Source organism: Uliginosibacterium sp. sgz301328, from assembly GCF_041807905.1.
Lineage (GTDB): Bacteria > Pseudomonadota > Gammaproteobacteria > Burkholderiales > Rhodocyclaceae > JBGVSA01.
Genome location: NZ_JBGVSA010000024.1, coordinates 23025 through 39966, shown reverse-complemented (window position 1 = coordinate 39966; position 16942 = coordinate 23025). Strand labels below are relative to the sequence as shown.

General features: G+C 64.2%; 8 protein-coding genes. 2 read left to right on the top strand and 6 right to left on the bottom strand.

Features of this window, described 5'->3' with window-relative positions:
- Positions 1–266: 266 nt before the first annotated feature.
- Together mfd and ACDA63_RS16310 are read left to right on the top strand one after the other, a co-directional pair.
- Positions 267–3701, top strand: coding sequence for a transcription-repair coupling factor (gene mfd, locus ACDA63_RS16315; RefSeq protein ID WP_373664346.1), 3435 nt, complete (start codon positions 267–269; stop codon positions 3699–3701).
- Between the two features lie 4 nt (positions 3702–3705).
- Positions 3706–4197: a hypothetical protein gene (locus ACDA63_RS16310; RefSeq protein WP_373664345.1), complete on the top strand. Its 492-nt coding sequence runs from the start codon at positions 3706–3708 to the stop codon at positions 4195–4197.
- Positions 4198–4214: 17 nt separating this feature from the next.
- Here the strand turns inward: ACDA63_RS16310 and ACDA63_RS16305 are convergent, their stop codons facing one another.
- From ACDA63_RS16305 to glgX, 6 genes are all read right to left on the bottom strand, one after another.
- Complete coding sequence (locus ACDA63_RS16305; protein ID WP_373664344.1) at positions 4215–5063, bottom strand: FkbM family methyltransferase; 849 nt, start codon at positions 5061–5063, stop codon at positions 4215–4217.
- A 353-nt stretch (positions 5064–5416) separates the two neighbouring features.
- Entirely contained in the window at positions 5417–5842 is a 426-nt protein-coding gene (locus ACDA63_RS16300; RefSeq protein ID WP_373664342.1) for a hypothetical protein, read from the bottom strand.
- A gap of 313 nt (positions 5843–6155) precedes the next feature.
- The gene (gene glgA, locus ACDA63_RS16295; RefSeq protein ID WP_373664341.1) at positions 6156–7607 is read right to left on the bottom strand and encodes a glycogen synthase GlgA; all 1452 of its coding nucleotides are present in this window, start codon (positions 7605–7607) and stop codon (positions 6156–6158) included.
- A 79-nt stretch (positions 7608–7686) separates the two neighbouring features.
- A complete protein-coding gene (locus tag ACDA63_RS16290; RefSeq protein WP_373664340.1) occupies positions 7687–12816 on the bottom strand; it encodes a malto-oligosyltrehalose synthase in 5130 nt (1709 codons plus the stop codon).
- The gene (gene treZ, locus ACDA63_RS16285; protein ID WP_373664339.1) at positions 12813–14657 is read right to left on the bottom strand and encodes a malto-oligosyltrehalose trehalohydrolase; all 1845 of its coding nucleotides are present in this window, start codon (positions 14655–14657) and stop codon (positions 12813–12815) included. The genes ACDA63_RS16290 and treZ overlap by 4 nt, the downstream gene beginning before the upstream one ends.
- Positions 14654–16801, bottom strand: a complete 2148-nt coding sequence (glgX, locus tag ACDA63_RS16280; protein WP_373664338.1) for a glycogen debranching protein GlgX — start codon at positions 16799–16801, stop codon at positions 14654–14656. The genes treZ and glgX overlap by 4 nt, the downstream gene beginning before the upstream one ends.
- Between the last annotated feature and the right edge of the window lie 141 nt (positions 16802–16942).

Here is a 16942-nt window from a genome sequence, read left to right as displayed (position 1 = left end):
GCAGGTACGGCCGAGGGTTCTGTCGATGGCCGCAACTTATGAATTGCGAACGGATCGGAGTCGGAGCCACCCAGCCCATGCAGACCCGGGCATGGCCTTTGCCAATACTGCGGGCATGTCGCTCATATATTGAGGACGACGGCCAGAGTCTCGCGTGCCAACGGCATGCCCGGGTGCGAGCGTATAATGCGCGCTTTGCCGCACGCCGGGACGCCCCGCCGCGCGGCGTTTTGCTTTGCGTCGCCGTCATTCCCGCTCCCTCTGCCATGAAGCCCAGCCCGTCCGCCGCGCCCTTCTCCGTCCTGCCGTCCCTGTCGTTCCCCAAACCCGGCTCGCGCCTCGATCTGCCAAGATTGGCCGGTTCGTCCGACGCCGCAGCGCTCGCGCAATTGGCCAGGGAACGCAAGCTGGTGGTGATCACCGCCAACCCGCTCGACGCGCAACGCCTGACTGAAGAAATCGCCTGGTTCGCGCCGGGCCTGCGAGTGAATCTGCTGCCCGACTGGGAGACGCTGCCCTATGACAGCTTTTCTCCGCACCAGGATCTGATCTCCGAACGGCTTGCCACGCTGTACGCAATCCAGCGCGGGGAATCGGATATCACCCTGGTGCCCGCGCCCACCGCGCTCTATCGCATGGCGCCGCCGGCCTACATGGCTGCGTACACCTTCTTTCTCAAAGCAGGTGAACGGCTGGACGTCGAAGCGCTTCGTGCGCAAATGGCGCTGGCGGGCTACGAGCACGTCACGCAGGTCGTGCGCCCCGGCGAATTCTCGGTGCGCGGCGGGTTGATCGATCTCTTTCCGATGGGCGCGCAACTGCCCTTCCGTGTCGACCTGTTCGACGACGACATCGAAACCATCCGTACCTTTGATCCGGACTCCCAGCGCACCGTCTATCCGGTACCGGAAATCCGCCTGCTTCCGGCACGTGAATTCCCGCTCGATGACGCGGCACGCAGCCGCTTCCGCCAGGCATTCCGCGAAGCCTTCGAGGGCGACCCATCCAAGTCCATCATCTACAAGGACATCTCGAACGGCATCGCCTCACCCGGCATCGAGTACTACCTGCCCCTGTTCTTCGAATCGACGGCGACGGTATTCGACTACCTGCCGCGCGATGCGGTCGTGATCACGCATAACGACGTGCCGACCGCCATTGAAGACTTCTGGCGCGAAGCGCAGGGCCGCTATCGCTTGCTTGCCGGAGATCGCGCGCGCCCTCTGCTGTCGCCAGATCGTCTGTTCATTTCGAGCGAGCAATTCTTCGTCGCGCTCGGCGCCCTGCCCCGCATCGCCATGGGCCTTGCCAACGACACACCGTCGCCCACGGCCGCCATCAATGACTTGGGTGTAGACCGCAAATCGCCCGACCCGCTCTACAAGCTCAAGGCTTTCCTGTCGGGCTTCGACGGCCGCACGCTGCTGCTCGCAGAATCCGCCGGTCGCGCGCAGACGATGTCCGAGTACTTCGCCGAATACGGCGTCAAGCCAACCAGCAGCGCGGACTTCGCCGCGTTCCTCGCGGGCGACGCCAGACTCGCGCTGAGCGTGGGGCCGTTGTCGGCGGGCTTCCTCGACATCGCATCGCGCGTCGCCATCCTGACTGAAAACGAGTTGTACGCGACGCAGGCCCGCCCGCGCGGCCGGGGTCGCGACGGGCGCAAGACATCGATCGAAGGCTGGCTCAAGGATCTTTCCGAACTGAAGGTGGGCGATCCGGTCGTGCATGCCAGCCATGGCATCGGCCGCTATCTTGGCCTCGTCTATCTCGATCTGGGTGAAGGCGAAACCGAATTCCTGGACCTGGAATACTCCAACGGCGACAAGCTGTACGTACCGGTTTCGCAACTGCATGTGATCACGCGTTACGCTGGGGCGGACCCGGATGGCGTGGCGTTGCATCGCCTTGGCAGCGGTCAGTGGGAGAAGGCCAAGCGCAAGGCCGCGCAGCAGGTGCGCGACACCGCCGCCGAATTGCTCGCGCTCTACGCGCAGCGCGCGGCACGCCCCGGGCACAAGTTCGACTTCAAGCAGCACGACCTGGAAGCCTTTGCCGAAGGCTTCGGTTTTGAAGAAACACCCGACCAGCTCGCCGCCATCAACGCGGTGGTCGAAGACATGCGCTCAGGCCGTCCGATGGACCGGCTCGTGTGCGGCGACGTGGGTTTCGGCAAGACCGAAGTGGCCCTGCGCGCAGCCTTCATCGCCATTCAGGACGGCAAGCAGGTTGCCGTGCTCTGCCCCACCACGCTGCTTGCCGAGCAGCACTACCAGACTTTCGTCGATCGCTTTGCCGACTGGCCCGTGCGCATCGCCGAACTGTCGCGGTTCCGCAGCGCCAAGGAACAAGCCGAAGCGCTGGAGCAACTTGCTGAAGGCAAGCTCGACATCATCATCGGCACGCACCGCCTGCTCCAGAAGGACGTGGAATTCAAACGCCTCGGCCTGGTGATCATCGACGAGGAACACCGCTTTGGTGTGCGGCAGAAGGAATCGCTCAAGAGCCTGCGCAGCGAAGTCGACATCCTCACGCTGACCGCCACGCCGATTCCGCGCACGCTGGGCATGGCCATGGAAGGCCTGCGCGAGTTCTCAGTGATTGCCACCGCCCCGCAAAAGCGGCTGGCGATCAAGACCTTCGTGCAGAAGTACTCCAAGGGCATCATCCGCGAAGCCGTGCTGCGCGAATTCAAGCGCGGCGGGCAGGTGTACTTCCTCCACAACGAAGTGGAGACCATCGAGAACATGCATCAGGCCTTGCAGGAATTGCTGCCCGAAGCGCGCATCGCGGTGGGCCACGGCCAGTTGCCGGAACGCGAACTCGAACGCGTCATGCGCGACTTCACCACACAGCGCGCCAACCTGTTGTTGTGCACGACCATCATCGAGACTGGCATCAACATCCCGACGGCCAACACCATCGTCATCAATCGCGCCGACCGCTTCGGGCTGGCGCAGTTGCATCAGTTGCGGGGCCGTGTCGGGCGTTCGCACCACCAGGCGTACGCCTACCTGCTCACTGACGTCGAAAAGCCCAGCGCCAACGCGCAGAAGCGGCTTGAAGCCATCACCATGATGGAAGACCTCGGTTCCGGCTTCTACCTTGCCATGCACGATCTCGAAATCCGCGGCGCGGGCGAGGTATTGGGCGAATCGCAATCGGGCGAGATACAGCAAGTGGGTTTTTCGCTCTACACCGAAATGCTCAAGCGCGCAGTCAAGGCACTGCAGGCCGGCAAGGAACCGAACCTCGCGCAGCCGCTGGACGTGGTCTCGGAAATCAACCTGCACGTGCCGGCACTATTGCCCAGCGATTACTGCAGCGACGTGCAGGAGCGCCTTACGCTCTACAAGCGCATGGCCAACTGCGACAGCTCCGATGAGCTGCAGGGCATCCAGGAAGAACTGATCGACCGCTTCGGCGACATGCCCGAGCAGACACAGGCGCTGATCGAGACGCACCGCATGCGGCTGGCGGCGGCGCCGCTGGGCATCACCAAGATCGACGCGTCCGAGTCGCGCATCCAGTTGCAGTTCGTGCCCAATCCGCCGATCGAACCGATCCGCATCATCCAGCTTATCCAGAAGAACAAGCACTACAAACTGGCTGGGCAGGACAAGCTCACGGTGACGACGTATTCCGAAACAATCAAAGATCGCGTGGCGCGCATACGCGACATCTTCAAGCAGCTAACCTAGAGTGATGAGCAAGGATACGCAGCGCGACTTTCTTGAACGCTACGAGGACATGGAAGACCACCAGATCCTCGCATTGCATCGTCGACGCGAAGACCTCATCGGCGAGGCCCGCTCCGCGCTGGACGTCACCATGGACCGCCGCGGGCTGGACCGGTCTGCGCCGGCAACCGAATCTGCGGAAGAGGTCGCGCAAGGGCTGCGCGATGGCGCGATGGCACGGCTGTGCAGCCTGGGGCTTGCGGCGATCGTCTGCGTGCCACTGGCGTGGGCGTTCACGCGATTCGTGCCGGCGGTCGGTCCCATTGCCATCGCCTTCATCGTTGTGGCTGCCGCCGTGCTTGGCCATCGCATCGGATTGCAGATCGTGCGGCGCATCAGCGAACACTCCGAATTACCCATCGCGCTGCGCGCACAATCGCTGCAGAGAATGCTGGCCGGGGAAGTTGTCATCGGCGTGGCCCTTGCCGTAGCGGTCTACGCCATGCGTGTGGGGTAGCGCGCCGGCGCGCAGCATCAGCACCGTGCCTGCGGCTCGATCGGCCTGCCGGCCGGATGGAAATCGAGGTCCGTTGCCGGCACGAAACCGTGGACCGCAATATTCAACTCCGTCGGCACGCACAGCATGTTGATCGATACGACGCCGTTGAAAATATCGTCCCGCCTGGCGCGGAAGTTGTCGGCGTTGAACAGCGGCGGAGTGCTCCAGTAAGCGTCGTACCCCAGTTCGCGGATACAACGCTGAAGCGACCCGGACTTCTCGGCCCGGTCGTTTTCCACGTAGATGAGCGGGCGAGACTCGGCAATCAATCGTGTCGCGCCACGCAGCACGTCTTCCTCAAACCCTTCGACATCGATCTTCAACAGGCCGACCGGCTTGCCGGCCAACGCATCGTCGAGCGCCACGCAAGGCACGGTCACCGTCCCTGCCCCGCCTGCCCCGCGCTCCATCGACACGGCCCCATAGTTGGTATCGACTCGCCGGTAATCCGGCAGCGGAAAACTGACGACGCCCGATTGTGCTGCGCACGCATACGGGTACGCCGATGCATGCATCAGGCTGTTCAGGGCGAGGTTGGCGCACAAGAGCTGGAACATCGCCGGCTGCGGCTCGAAGGCAATGAACTCCCGTCCCTCCTGCGCCGCCTTGCGCGCCATCGCAACCGAATGCGACCCCATGTTGGCGCCCACTTCGACAATGCAGCCGGGGCGTGCATAGAGCTGCGCGATGACGTTCCACTCCTCCTCGTTGTACTCGCCATATTCCATCAGCGAACGCGCAACGTAGCGGTCGCAGGTGTTGACGACCATCCAGCCGTGACGTGTTTCGACAAGCGCATTGGGAAAGGGAAGAACGGGAGTCATGGCCTTCATCAAGAAGAGAACGCGGCACGCACGATCGGAAATGGCCGAGCGACGGGGGATTTCACGGCACACCCGCGAGCGAAGTGCAGACGAATATCGAACTGCCGTCGCCAGACGAAAACCTCGGTATCGGCGTAGCGACGAACGAGCCGTCGTTACGTCAGACAAGAACGGGGCCAGGAGGTCATCGGAAACATTACCTAGGCGAATTCGCTATGGATGACAAATGATTCCCGAATGCGCGAGTTTTGACTTGTCAGCCGATGCCGAGATGGACTCGGAAAGCTCTGAAAATCGGGCAAGTACTCTTTGCAGCGGACAGAGACGCCCAATGGCGTCACCAGAGATGACGCTCAGTGCAGCGGCGGCGGGGAGACGGCAACGTCCTGTGCCGCAGCCCGCCAGTGACAGGCGCCTTCCGACGACCTGCACGGCTGGCCCACGTTGCGCAGGCAGTACCAGCGGTGCGAGCTTTCGCGCAGCAGTCGCATACGGCGGATGTGGCCCATGCAGAAGCTGGCGCAGTCGTCACCGCGTTGCTGCCACAGCGCCCAGGTGTCGAGCATGAAATAGCCCGACGAACGTACCTCGGGCGTGTTGAGCAACGCGACCAGTTCAGGGCGATGACGCTCGAGGGCGCGCAGCGCAACACCGTCGTCGGTCAGACGGCGCCAGACCTCGGACACCGGTGCCACGAAATACGGTACGTGACGGACTGACTCGCCTGCACGGATCTCGGCAAACCGCAGGTCATGCTCGTCGAAGAAGAGGAACCACATGGGGTCAATGTCCCCGGCGATGGGCTTCAAACCAGTGCCTGCATCGAACGCCGAGTACGTCAGGCGCGGCGAGCAAATGAGAGTGGCAGTGGCATGTGACATCGAGGGACATTCGGCAAACGCGGCAGCGGGGGCCGCGACAAAGCCGATAGTCCCCGAAACGCCGGGGCTTGGATGTCAGCCGAAACTGATAAAACTGTTGAAATTTCTGAAAAGATCAGACGGCATTTATCAACTGACAGGCGGGTGGCGTTGTAACAACAAGACACAACCCGGCGCCCTTTGCGTATGGGTGCTGGCATATCGACCGCCTTCAGCCTTCGATGACCCGCTCATAGAGTGCCGCATACTGCGCAGCGCTGGCTGTCCAACTGAAGTCGCGCATCATGCCGTTGCGCTGCAAGCGCACCCAGCGTTCGGGGCGACGATAAGTCGCTACGGCCCGGTCCACGGCATCGAGCAAGGCCACCGCCGTGGGCTGATTGAAGACGAATCCGCTGGCGTTCTCGCCGTCGGTTTCATCGACCACGGAGTCGGCCAGCCCGCCCGTGGCGTGCACGATCGGCGGCGTGCCATAGCGCTGGCTGTACATCTGGTTGAGGCCGCAGGGCTCGAAGCGCGAAGGCATCAGGAAAGCATCCGCGCCCGCCTCGATCAGATGCGCCAGGCTCTCGTCGAAACCGATCACCGTTGCCACGCGCTGCGGCATGCGCACAGCCAACGCACGGAAAGCTTCTTCGAATGCCCGGTCGCCGCTGCCCAGGACCACCAGTTGCACAGGCAACGTCAGCAGCCGCTCCATGGCTTCGAGCACCAGATCGATGCCCTTCTGCCCCGTCAGCCGCGTAACCATGCCGATCAGCATGGCGTCGGCGTCCTGCGCCAACCCGAGCTTGGCGCGCAGCGCACGCCGGTTGCCGCTCTTGGCCGACAAGGTATCGAGCCCATAGTGCTCGGCGATGAGCGGATCGACCGAACTGTCCCACACGGTGGTGTCGATGCCATTGAGGATGCCCTGCAACTGTGCCTGCCTGCCAGACAGCAAACCCTGCAGGCCAAAACCCAACGGCTCGCGCTGGATCTCGGCGGCGTAGGTCGGGCTCACCGTCGTGATGCAATCAGCATAGAACAGGCCGGCCTTCAGGAACGACAGGCGCCCCCAGAATTCGACGCCGTCCACGCCGCGTGCGGCGGGCGGCACGTCCAGCACATCCGCCGTGCTCATATCGAACAAGCCCTGGAACGCCAGATTGTGAATGGTCATCACGCTCGGCACGGGCTGCTGCCAGAACTTGAGATAGGCGGGCGCCAAGCCGGTCGTCCAGTCATGGCAATGCAGCACCTGGGGGCGCCAGCTCAACGGGCTGCCATCGCTGGCGAGGATGGCTGCCACGCGCGAGAGCAGGCCGAAGCGCAGGTGATTGTCGGCAAAGTCGACGCCATTGGTGTCCAGGTACGCGCCGCCGTGGCGCTCATACATTTCGGGACAATCGATCAACCAGATCGGCACGCCATTGGGCATCCGCGTCTGCAGCAGCGTGCAGCCCGGCAAGCCGTTGTACGCGGGAATCGTCCCGGCACGCCGCGCTCCCCTCGCCTGAACCTTGACCCACGGATACGCCGGCATCAGGAGGCGCACGTCGTGCCCCAGACGGCATAGTGCTTCGGGCAAAGCGGCGGCCACATCACCGAGTCCACCCGTTTTTACCCACGGCGCGCACTCAGGCGTGGCGAACAGAATTTTTCTGCCACCGGATTTCTTCATGGTCTCGACATACCGTTGAATGGAATTCTCATCCCCCACCATCGCATGACTCCCGGCAGCGTGGACGTTGTCCGCGATCTTACTGCCCTTGCGCCGGCACCAGCAGCGCCATCGGCAAGATGCCGAACAGTTGCGCCACCCGCAACGCGCGGCGCGATCCGAATGGCACCGTCTCAAACCGTCGCCCACTGAGCAGGTCAACATACGCGTGCGCCGTCAGCAGCGGATTCAGCTCCACTACGGTGTCGCCCCAGGTCGATGCTTCGGCGATCGCGGCTTCCTCGCCTCCACATAGTTTGTACAACAGCCTTGACGCCACCGTGATCGCCACCTCGTCCTCGAAGGCTCGGGCAAAAGCCACCACGTGTGCAGCCGCCTGTCCGTGCGCCGGCAAGGCGCTGTAGCGCCCGCGTTCGAACAGCATCGGCTGGCGGGCGCGCAGTTGCAGCGCCTGCCACACCACGTATTGCTTGATCCGGCCATCCGCCATGCTGCTGCACAGCTCGCGCAGCCCACCTTCATTGCCGCCGCTGGCGAAGCTTCGCTGCAGGCCGGCAAGGCGCTCTGCCAGTCCGGCATGGTCGACCGGCCGGCGATTGTCCGGATCGACCAGGTTGAAAGCCCAGGTCTCGCAGCCCTGATAGATGTCCGGCACGCCCGGCGCGGTGAACTTCAGCAGCGTCATCGACAGGCTGTTGTAGTAGCCGAATCGCGTGATCCGCTGCGCGAGCGGCGCGAAATCCGACAGGAAGGGATTCGGCTCAAGGGCCCCCAGTAGTCCATCGACGAACTGCGCCAGTGCGGCTTCGTATTGCTCGTCAGGATTGATCCAACTGGTGTGCTCCTTGGCCTCGCGCGCCGCCTTGAGCATGTAGGCCCGCATGCGCGTACGCACATCTTCCAGCGCTGCATCGTCGATCGGCCCATCGGGCCAGATGCCGGCAAGGCTCTGGTAGAAGAGGTACTCGTCGTTGCGCGACGGCGCCGGCGCGTCATCGACGAAGGTCCGGCGACGCTGGGTGATGCGGCTCCAGCGACGCAGCGACAGGCGCCACGCACCGGGCATCTCGGAGAGCACGTCGAGCCGCGCACGCACGTCCTCGCTGCGTTTACTGTCGTGCGTCGACGTGCCGACCAGGGAATGCGGCCGATAGCGCGCCCGATACTGGCATGCCGCGTGGAAGGCGTTGATCGACACGCCGAAGGTACGCGGGTCGCCTCCAACATCGTTGAGCGACACGAGCCGGTTGTAGCGGTAGAAACTGGTGTCCTCCATCGACTTGGCCATCACCGGCGCCGTGAACTGCTGGAAGCGTCCGACGAACGCCAGCATGGCATTGCGCCGCGCCGCGTCAGGTTCGCGCGGAGCGCCCAGCAGCACCTTGCGCAGAAAGTCGATCACGCTGATTTCGCCGGCATGGCCGTGCCGCTTGGCGCCCGCCACCGCCCAGTCGATGTAGCGTCGATCCTCGTCGCTCGCCCCCTCTTCGGTGATGTAGGTGCGGTACACGGGGAAGGCCGCCGTCACTTCCATCAGGGCCGAGCGCAGACGGTTGCGGGTGAAGTCGCAGGTGTGCCGATCCGACTGCGCAATGCGGTGCAACGCACTGGTCAGCACATTCAATTCGGCCGCCAACGAGTGCATCATGATCAGCAGCTTCGATTCGTACAGGATCTGCTCGTACGGCACACGCTCACCGATGAAGGCTGCGTACAGACGGTCGAAGCGCGACTCGGCGGTGCCATCCACGAACAGCCCATTGACCAGATTGGCGAACGAATACCCGACGCCGCCATGCACCGGCCAGCGCTGCGGCAGACGTTCGTATTCGGCGAGTATCTTTTCGATGACCAGGTAAAGCGCTCGCGGCGGCTCGTGCGGCGCGGCCTCGCGCATCACCTCCTGGTAGCGCGACTGCAACCGCTCGAAGTATCGCGCCGGGTCGTACAGGCCGTCCGGATGGTCGATGCGCAACCCGGCCACGCGCCCTTTCGCCAGCCAGTCGAAAATGGTGCGATGCGTGGCTTCGAACACCGCTTCGTTTTCCATGCGCAGCGCGGCCAGATCGTTGATGTCAAAGAAGCGGCGATAGTTGATGTCGTCCGCCGCCACGCGCCAGTACGCCAATCGATAGGGCTGGATGCGAATGAGCGCATCCAGCGCGTCGAAACTCGCCGGCTCGCCCGCCCGACCGTTCAGCTCGCGCAGGCAATCGTCGATGCGCCGACGTACCGCGCTCGAACGCGAGACGATTTCCGCCAGCCGGCGCTGGTGGATGTCCTTGTCGCGCTGGCGCTCCGCGATCCGCTCCGTTTCGGCAACGTCGCGCGTCGGCAGATAGCCGAACGACCCGGCCAGCGCCTCGTACTCGTGCATGGCCTGGCGGGAGGCATCCGAATCGGCTTCTCCCGGCGCCGCGTTCATGATCACCGGATATGTGCTCGGGTCGATCGGAAAGCGATGCTGGAAGTAATGCAGCACGAAACGCCCGTCAGCGTCATCGAACACCAGCTTCAACTGTCCGGCTTCGAGGACCTTGCCGTACTGGTCGCCCAGAACCGGCAGCAGGACCTTGCCCTTCAGCTCCGGTTCGGGCGGCGACCAGTCGATGTCGAACGCCGCGGCATGCTGCGAAGCCTGTCCGTTCTCCAGCACGTCGAGCCACCACGCGTTGTGCGCACCCATCACGCCCACGTGATTGGGGACGGTGTCGAGCAATTGCTCCAGCCCGTTGGCGGCCAGCGCGTCGCACATGCGATTGAAACTTGCGTCGTCGCCGATCTCGGGATTGAGCGCATCGTGGTCGACGATGTCATAGCCGTGCGTGCTGCCCGGGCGCGCCTGGAAGTACGGCGACGCGTACATGTGACTCACGCCCAGTGCCGCCAGATACGGCGCGATGCGTTCAGCGTCTTCAAAGCGGAAGTCACGGTGGAACTGCAGGCGATATGTCGCGCGCGGAATGCGTGCGCTCTCCAGTGGCAATTCGCCCAGCCGGTCGGCGGTCTTCACCGGACTGCGCCGCTCGCGAAGGATCGCCTCCGCCATCGCCAGCGCCCGCCCGTCGGCCGCGAAGTCATCGAGCGCCACCGATATCTTGCGCTGCCAGTTGGGGTGGCGCTCCTCGGTGGTGCTGGGCACGTTCACCTGCTCGATCTGTCCGAAGATGTCTTCGAGCTGAACGCCCATCAAGCGCGCCGGGGTTCGCGCGATGTAAGCGTGCACGGCGCGCGACAGACGCTCATCCATGTCCGGCACCTGTTGCGGATCGGCAGGCACGCCTTCGGGCAACAGTCCTTCGCGTTGCAGGGCGAGCAACAATTGCACGCGATCGTGTGCGCGGCTGGCGATCTGGTCGCCGCGCAGTTTTTCTGTCGGGAACAGATTGAGCGCATGGCGCAGTTCCAGATCGAAGCCGGTCCAGAAACCGCGCAAGGTCGGCAGGTCATGCGTGCTGACCGCCACCAGCGCCTGCCCCGGCCACTGCCCCGGCGGCACGAAGCTGCCGTCCCACGCATGCTGGAAGTACAGCGGCCGGTACGACAGCATGTGCTGGCTGCTCATGCCATAGCGGATTTCTTCGGGCACCGTGCCGAGATCCTCGCCGATGATCAGGCACTTGTTGCGCCAGCTCTCCAGCGCGAGGATGCCGACCAGGTCGTCGAACGGGTACATCATGTACGCGCCCTGCGTGGCGCCCACTTTCGGCGGCACCCAGTACAGGCGCAACAGTCCCATCACATGGTCCAGACGCAGCGCGCCCGCGTGGCGCATGTTCGCGCGCAGCGTTTCAATGAAGGTGATGAAGCCTTCCTCGCGCATGCGATGCGGAATCTGCGGCGGCAAGCCCCACTCCTGGCCGGTGAGATTGAATTCCTCGGGCGGCGCACCCACGCTGACCTGTTTGGCATACAGGCTCGGGCGCATCCAGGTATCCGAACCGCCCTCGTTCACCCCCACGGCAAGGTCGCGATACAAGCCCACGACCATGCCGACCGATTCCGCACGCTGGGCAATGGCCGCCAATTGCAGTTCAGCCTGCCACTGCATGTACTCGAAGTACTCGACGCGTTCTTCGTTGGCGCGCGCCCACTGATGCACCTGCTCGCTTTCGCAGTCACGCCAGTCGTGGGGCCACACCGTCCAGCCCCAGATCGACGGGTCCTGGTCGTGGAAATACTCCTGCAGCGCTTCGCACAGCGCGTGCATGCGCAAGCTCTTGCCATGGGTGCGCTGAAAGACGCGGAACTGCTGTGCGCGCCGCGTGCCTGCTTCCAGATGCGCGCGCCGGAAGTGTTGGTACAGCTTGCGCGTGATCTCGCGCTTGAGTGCGCCCACGCCGGCGTAGTCGATCAGTTCGAGTTCGCGCAGGGCCGCCAGGCGCGACTGGAATTCGGCGGAAGCCACTCGCGCGCGCGCCTCTTCGCACTCGGCGAAATCAGCGATGTACTCCACGTCGAGATACAGCGTGTTGAGCCAGTTGCGCGTCGACGGGCTGTAGGGACTCGCACGTTGCGGCTCATGAGGGAACAGCGCATGCAGCGGACTCACACCCACGAAATGTGCGCCCGCGACGGCCGACATTTCGAGCACGCGACGCAGGTCGGAGTAATCGCCCACGCCCCAGTTGCGCGCCGACCGCAGCGCGTAGATCTGCACCACCGGCCCCCAGATGCGACCGCCACGCGCCAGCACGGGCGGCTCGTAGCAGGTCTCCGGGCAGACGATGACGCTCATCGTGGCGAGCGTCTCCTCCGCGCCGGCTTCGCGCAGTTCGAGCGTGTGATATCCCATCGGCAGCGCCATGCCCAGTTCCAGCATGAACGACGAGCGCTCGTTGGTGGCTTGCACGCCAAGGTCGGCTGGCCGGAAAACGCCGCCGAAGCGTTCGCCCTGTTCGCAATCCAGTCGCCACGTCATGCGCGAATCGGCGAAATTGCCCGGCATATTGACCGGCACGCGCACCGGGCTCGAGCCCTGCCGCACGACGATCGAAGGCGGCAGCGTGCGCGTGCTGTCGGATTGGCGAAGAGCCTGCAAGGTGGTGGCCGCAGCCCCGTCGGTGGACGCGTCCAGCCCCATCGCGCCGATCAGACTCCGGCGCGTGGCCTCCGACGCATGCTGGCGATGGCCCCAGCCATCGATGTATTCCGGTGCCAGCCCCAGCCATGCACACAGTTCGTCGAGCGCGTTCTGGTCAGAACTCATTTGTTCGATCTCCCTCCGGGACTTTCTTCGACAACACTCCAGCGGACCGCCCAGGGGCCCAGGCGATCGCCTTCGATCGGCCCACACTGATGGAACGCATCATCGAGCACCGGCATGTCCGCCGGCACCATGCTGAGGTTTGCCTGCAACCTGAGCGTGCCGCCGCCGTCGAGTTGCCAGCGCACCTCCATGGCCTGGGCGTGCGGATAATCCACGCGATGCTCGCCGGGCAGGATGCGCGGCAGCAGCGGCACGATGCGCTGCCGCCTCAGCGCGATGAGATGCCGGTACTGCGCGAGGATCGCGGCGTGCGACGGCAGCGCGACGCTGTCCCAGTCGAGCTTGCTCATCTCGAACGTGCGCACTGCGTTCGGGTCGGGGATGCGCGCGATCGCACTCCAGTCGGTGAAACGGGCGAAGCCGGCGAATTCGCGTCGCCGCCCTTCGGTCACCGCGCGCGCAAGCTCGCCGTGGAAATCGCAGAAAAACAGGAACGGTGTCGCCGCCCCGAATTCGTCGCCCATGAAGACCATGGGGATCATCGGCGACAGCAGCAGTACGGATGCTGCCGCCTCCAGCGCATCGGGTGCTGCCAGCGCGCACAGTCGTTCGCCCATCGCGCGATTGCCGATCTGGTCGTGGTTCTGCAGAAAATTGATGAACGCCGTCGGCGGCAGATGCTTGCTCGGTTGCCCGCGCGGCACACCCTTCCAATCGCTGAAGGCTTCGCCCTGGTATGCGAACCCCTCGGTCAGCACGCGTCCGAGCATGCGGATGGGCTCATGCTTGAAAGCCGCGTAGTAGCCGTCGACCTCGCCCGTCAGCAGCACATGCATGGCGTGATGGAAGTCGTCGTTCCATTGCGCTTCGAACAGGCCGGGAGTCGCCGCGGCGCCGAGACGCGTGGCGAGGTTGTCGGCATTCTCGAGCACCAGATGGATGTGACGGTCGTGGCCCAGCGTCTGACGCACGCGCATGGACAGTTCGTTGAGAAGGTGCGTGGGCGAGTCGTCCGCGATGGCATGCACGGCATCCAGCCGCAGCCCGTCGAAACGGTATTCATCGAGCCAGAACAGCGCGTTGTGGATGAAGAACTCGCGCACCACATTGCTGTGCTCGCCGTCGAAATCCATGCCCTTGCCCCACGGGGTGTGATGACGATCGGTGAAGAACTGCGGCGCGTACACGTGCAGGTAATTGCCTTCCGGGCCGAAGTGGTTGTAGACCACGTCGAGGAACACCATGATGCCCGCGCGGTGTGCGGCCTGGATGAAGTGTTTCAGTTCCCAGGGCGTGCCGTAGCTCGCCTCCGGCGCAAAGTACAGCACGCCGTCGTAGCCCCAGCCTCGCGTGCCGGGGAAAGCAGCCAGCGGCATCAGCTCGATGGCCGTGATGCCGAGTTCCGCGAGATGCGGCAGGCGCGCTTCAGCCGCAGCGTAAGTTCCTTCGCGTGTGAAAGTGCCGACATGCAATTCGTAGATCACCGCCTCGTTCCACGGCCGGCCGCGCCAGTCTTCGTCCCAGTCGAACGCAGTGGCGTCGATCAACTGGCTGGCCCCATGGACATCGACCGGATTGAAACGCGACACCGGGTCCGGCACCCGGATGTCGCCATCGATGCGGAACCCGTAGCAGTCGCCGCCGCCGGCTTCGGCCACGTACAGGCTGTACCAGCCATCGTCGCTGGCCTGCATCCGCAGCAGGTGTTCGTGGTGGTGCGCTCCCTGCCCTTGCTCCAGCACCAGCTCGACGGCCGCTGCCGCCGGCGCCCACAACCGGAACAGCGTGCCGCCTTCATCCTGCGGTTGGGCGCCGAACGGCATGACGTGCCGCGCTTTCATGGGCCCCTCCTGCGACACAGCAGGACCATCGAGCGCCCTTCCAGCGCATAGCGACCGCCCGGATGGAGCGGCCCCTTGTGTGGCACGCCGTCGTCATAATGCGTATCGAGTACCGGCACCCATTCCGTGTCGACGAGACCGGGGATCACAAAGTCCACGGGGTCGTAGTGAGCGTTCAGCAGCAGCATCAGGTCGTCATCGATGATCGGCTGACCGCGCTCGTCATGTTCGGCCAGCCCGGCGCCCGACAGTTGCACGCCGAGGCAGCGGGCAAAGGCGTTGTGCCACTCCTGCTCGGTCATCTCCTTGCCGTCGGGGTTGAGCCAGGTGATGTCCTTGGTGCCGGCGTCGCTGACTTCGATACCGCGAAAGAACGTCCGACGGCGGAACAGCGGGTGCCGGTTGCGCAGCATCACCACGCGTGCGGTAAAACCCAGCATGGCGACATCGGCCGGCGAAAGATCCCACCTCACCCATGCGATTTCGTTGTCGTGGCAGTAGGCATTGTTGTTCCCGCCCTGGGAGCGCCCCATCTCATCGCCGGCCAGGATCATCGGCACCCCGTTGGACAGCAGCAGCGTGGCCATCAGGTTGCGGCGCTGGCGTGCGCGCAGGGAAAGGATCTCTTCGTCGTCGGTCGGCCCCTCCACACCGCAGTTCCAGCTACGGTTCTCGTTGATGCCGTCGCGGTTCTCCTCGCCGTTGGCTTCGTTGTGCTTGTCGTTGTACGAAACCAGATCGTTGAGCGTGAAGCCATCGTGAGCAGTGATGAAGTTGATGCTCGCCGTCGGTCCGCGCCCGTTGTGCGCGAACACGTCCGACGAACCGGCCAGCCGGTAGGCCAGCTCACCGATCACGCCACCGTCGCCTTTCCAGTACGAACGCACCACGTCGCGGTACTTGTCGTTCCACTCGGCCCAGCCCGGCGGAAATCCGCCGACGCGGTATCCGCCTTCGCCCAGATCCCACGGCTCGGCAATCATCTTCACGCGCGATAGCGTCGGGTCCTGCCGCACGGCTGCGAGAAATCCGCCGAAGTAATCGAAGGCATTCTCGCCGCGCGCCAGTGTCGTCGTGAGATCGAAACGGAAGCCGTCGACGTGCATCTCCTGTACCCAGTAGCGCAGGCTGTCCATCACCAGGCGCAATACGATCGGATTGTGCGTATCGAGCGAGTTGCCCGTACCGGTGTAGTCGGTGTAGTAGCGGCGGTCCTCAGCGCTCAGACGGTAGTAGGTGGCGTTGTCGATACCGCGAAAACTTAGCGTCGGCCCAAGATGATTCCCTTCCGCCGTGTGGTTGTAGACCACGTCGAGAATGACCTCGATGCCGGCGGCATGCAGCGTGCGCACCATCGATTTGAACTCGTTGATCGATCCGGACGAGCTATAGCCCATGTGAGGAGCGAAGAAGCCCAGCGTGTTGTAGCCCCAGTAGTTGTGCAGGCCCACCTGCACGAGCCGCTTGTCATCGACGAAGGCATGCATGGGCAATAGCTCGACAGCGGTCACGCCCAGGCGCTTGAGGTGTTCGACCATGGGCGGACAGGCCAGCCCGGCATAGGTGCCGCGCAGCTTCGGAGGCACGTCCGGATGCAGTTGCGTGGCGCCCTTGACGTGCACCTCGTAGAGCACCGAATCGAACCACGGCGTGCAGGGCGGCCGATCGTCGCCCCAGGTGAATGCCTCGTCCACGACCACGCTCTTGGGCACGCCGCTGGCGCTGTCGCGCACGTCGAGCGACAGGTCGTCCCGCCGGCTGCCGACGCGATAGCCGAACTGCACGTCGCTCCAGCGCACGTCGCCGACGATGGCCCGCGCGTACGGGTCGATCAGCAGCTTGTGCGGATTGAAGCGGTGCCCCTCGTGCGGCGCATAAGGCCCGTGAACACGGTAGCCATAATGCTGGCCGGGACGGATCTCCGGCAGATAGCAGTGCCAGATGAAATCGGTGCGCTCGCGCATTTCGATACGCTGTATCTCGCGCCTGCCGTGCGTGTCGAACAGGCACAGCTCCACGCGCTCGGCGTGTTGCGAGAAAAGCGCGAAGTTGACGCCCTGGCCGTCCCAGGTCGCCCCCAGCGGAAAAGGTCGCCCGCGCCACACGGCACTGGCCACTGGCATGTGTTGAACATTCGCCGTCATTCACGCTCCTGTCACGTACGTGATTGTCTGATCGCGCGCAGGGGTGCGCACGAAGCATTCCTGCCACGAAGATGTAGCGAAGACGGCGCACCGAACAGACACGCCGCCAACAGATGACGGGCGCGCCGGGCGCCCGTCCCA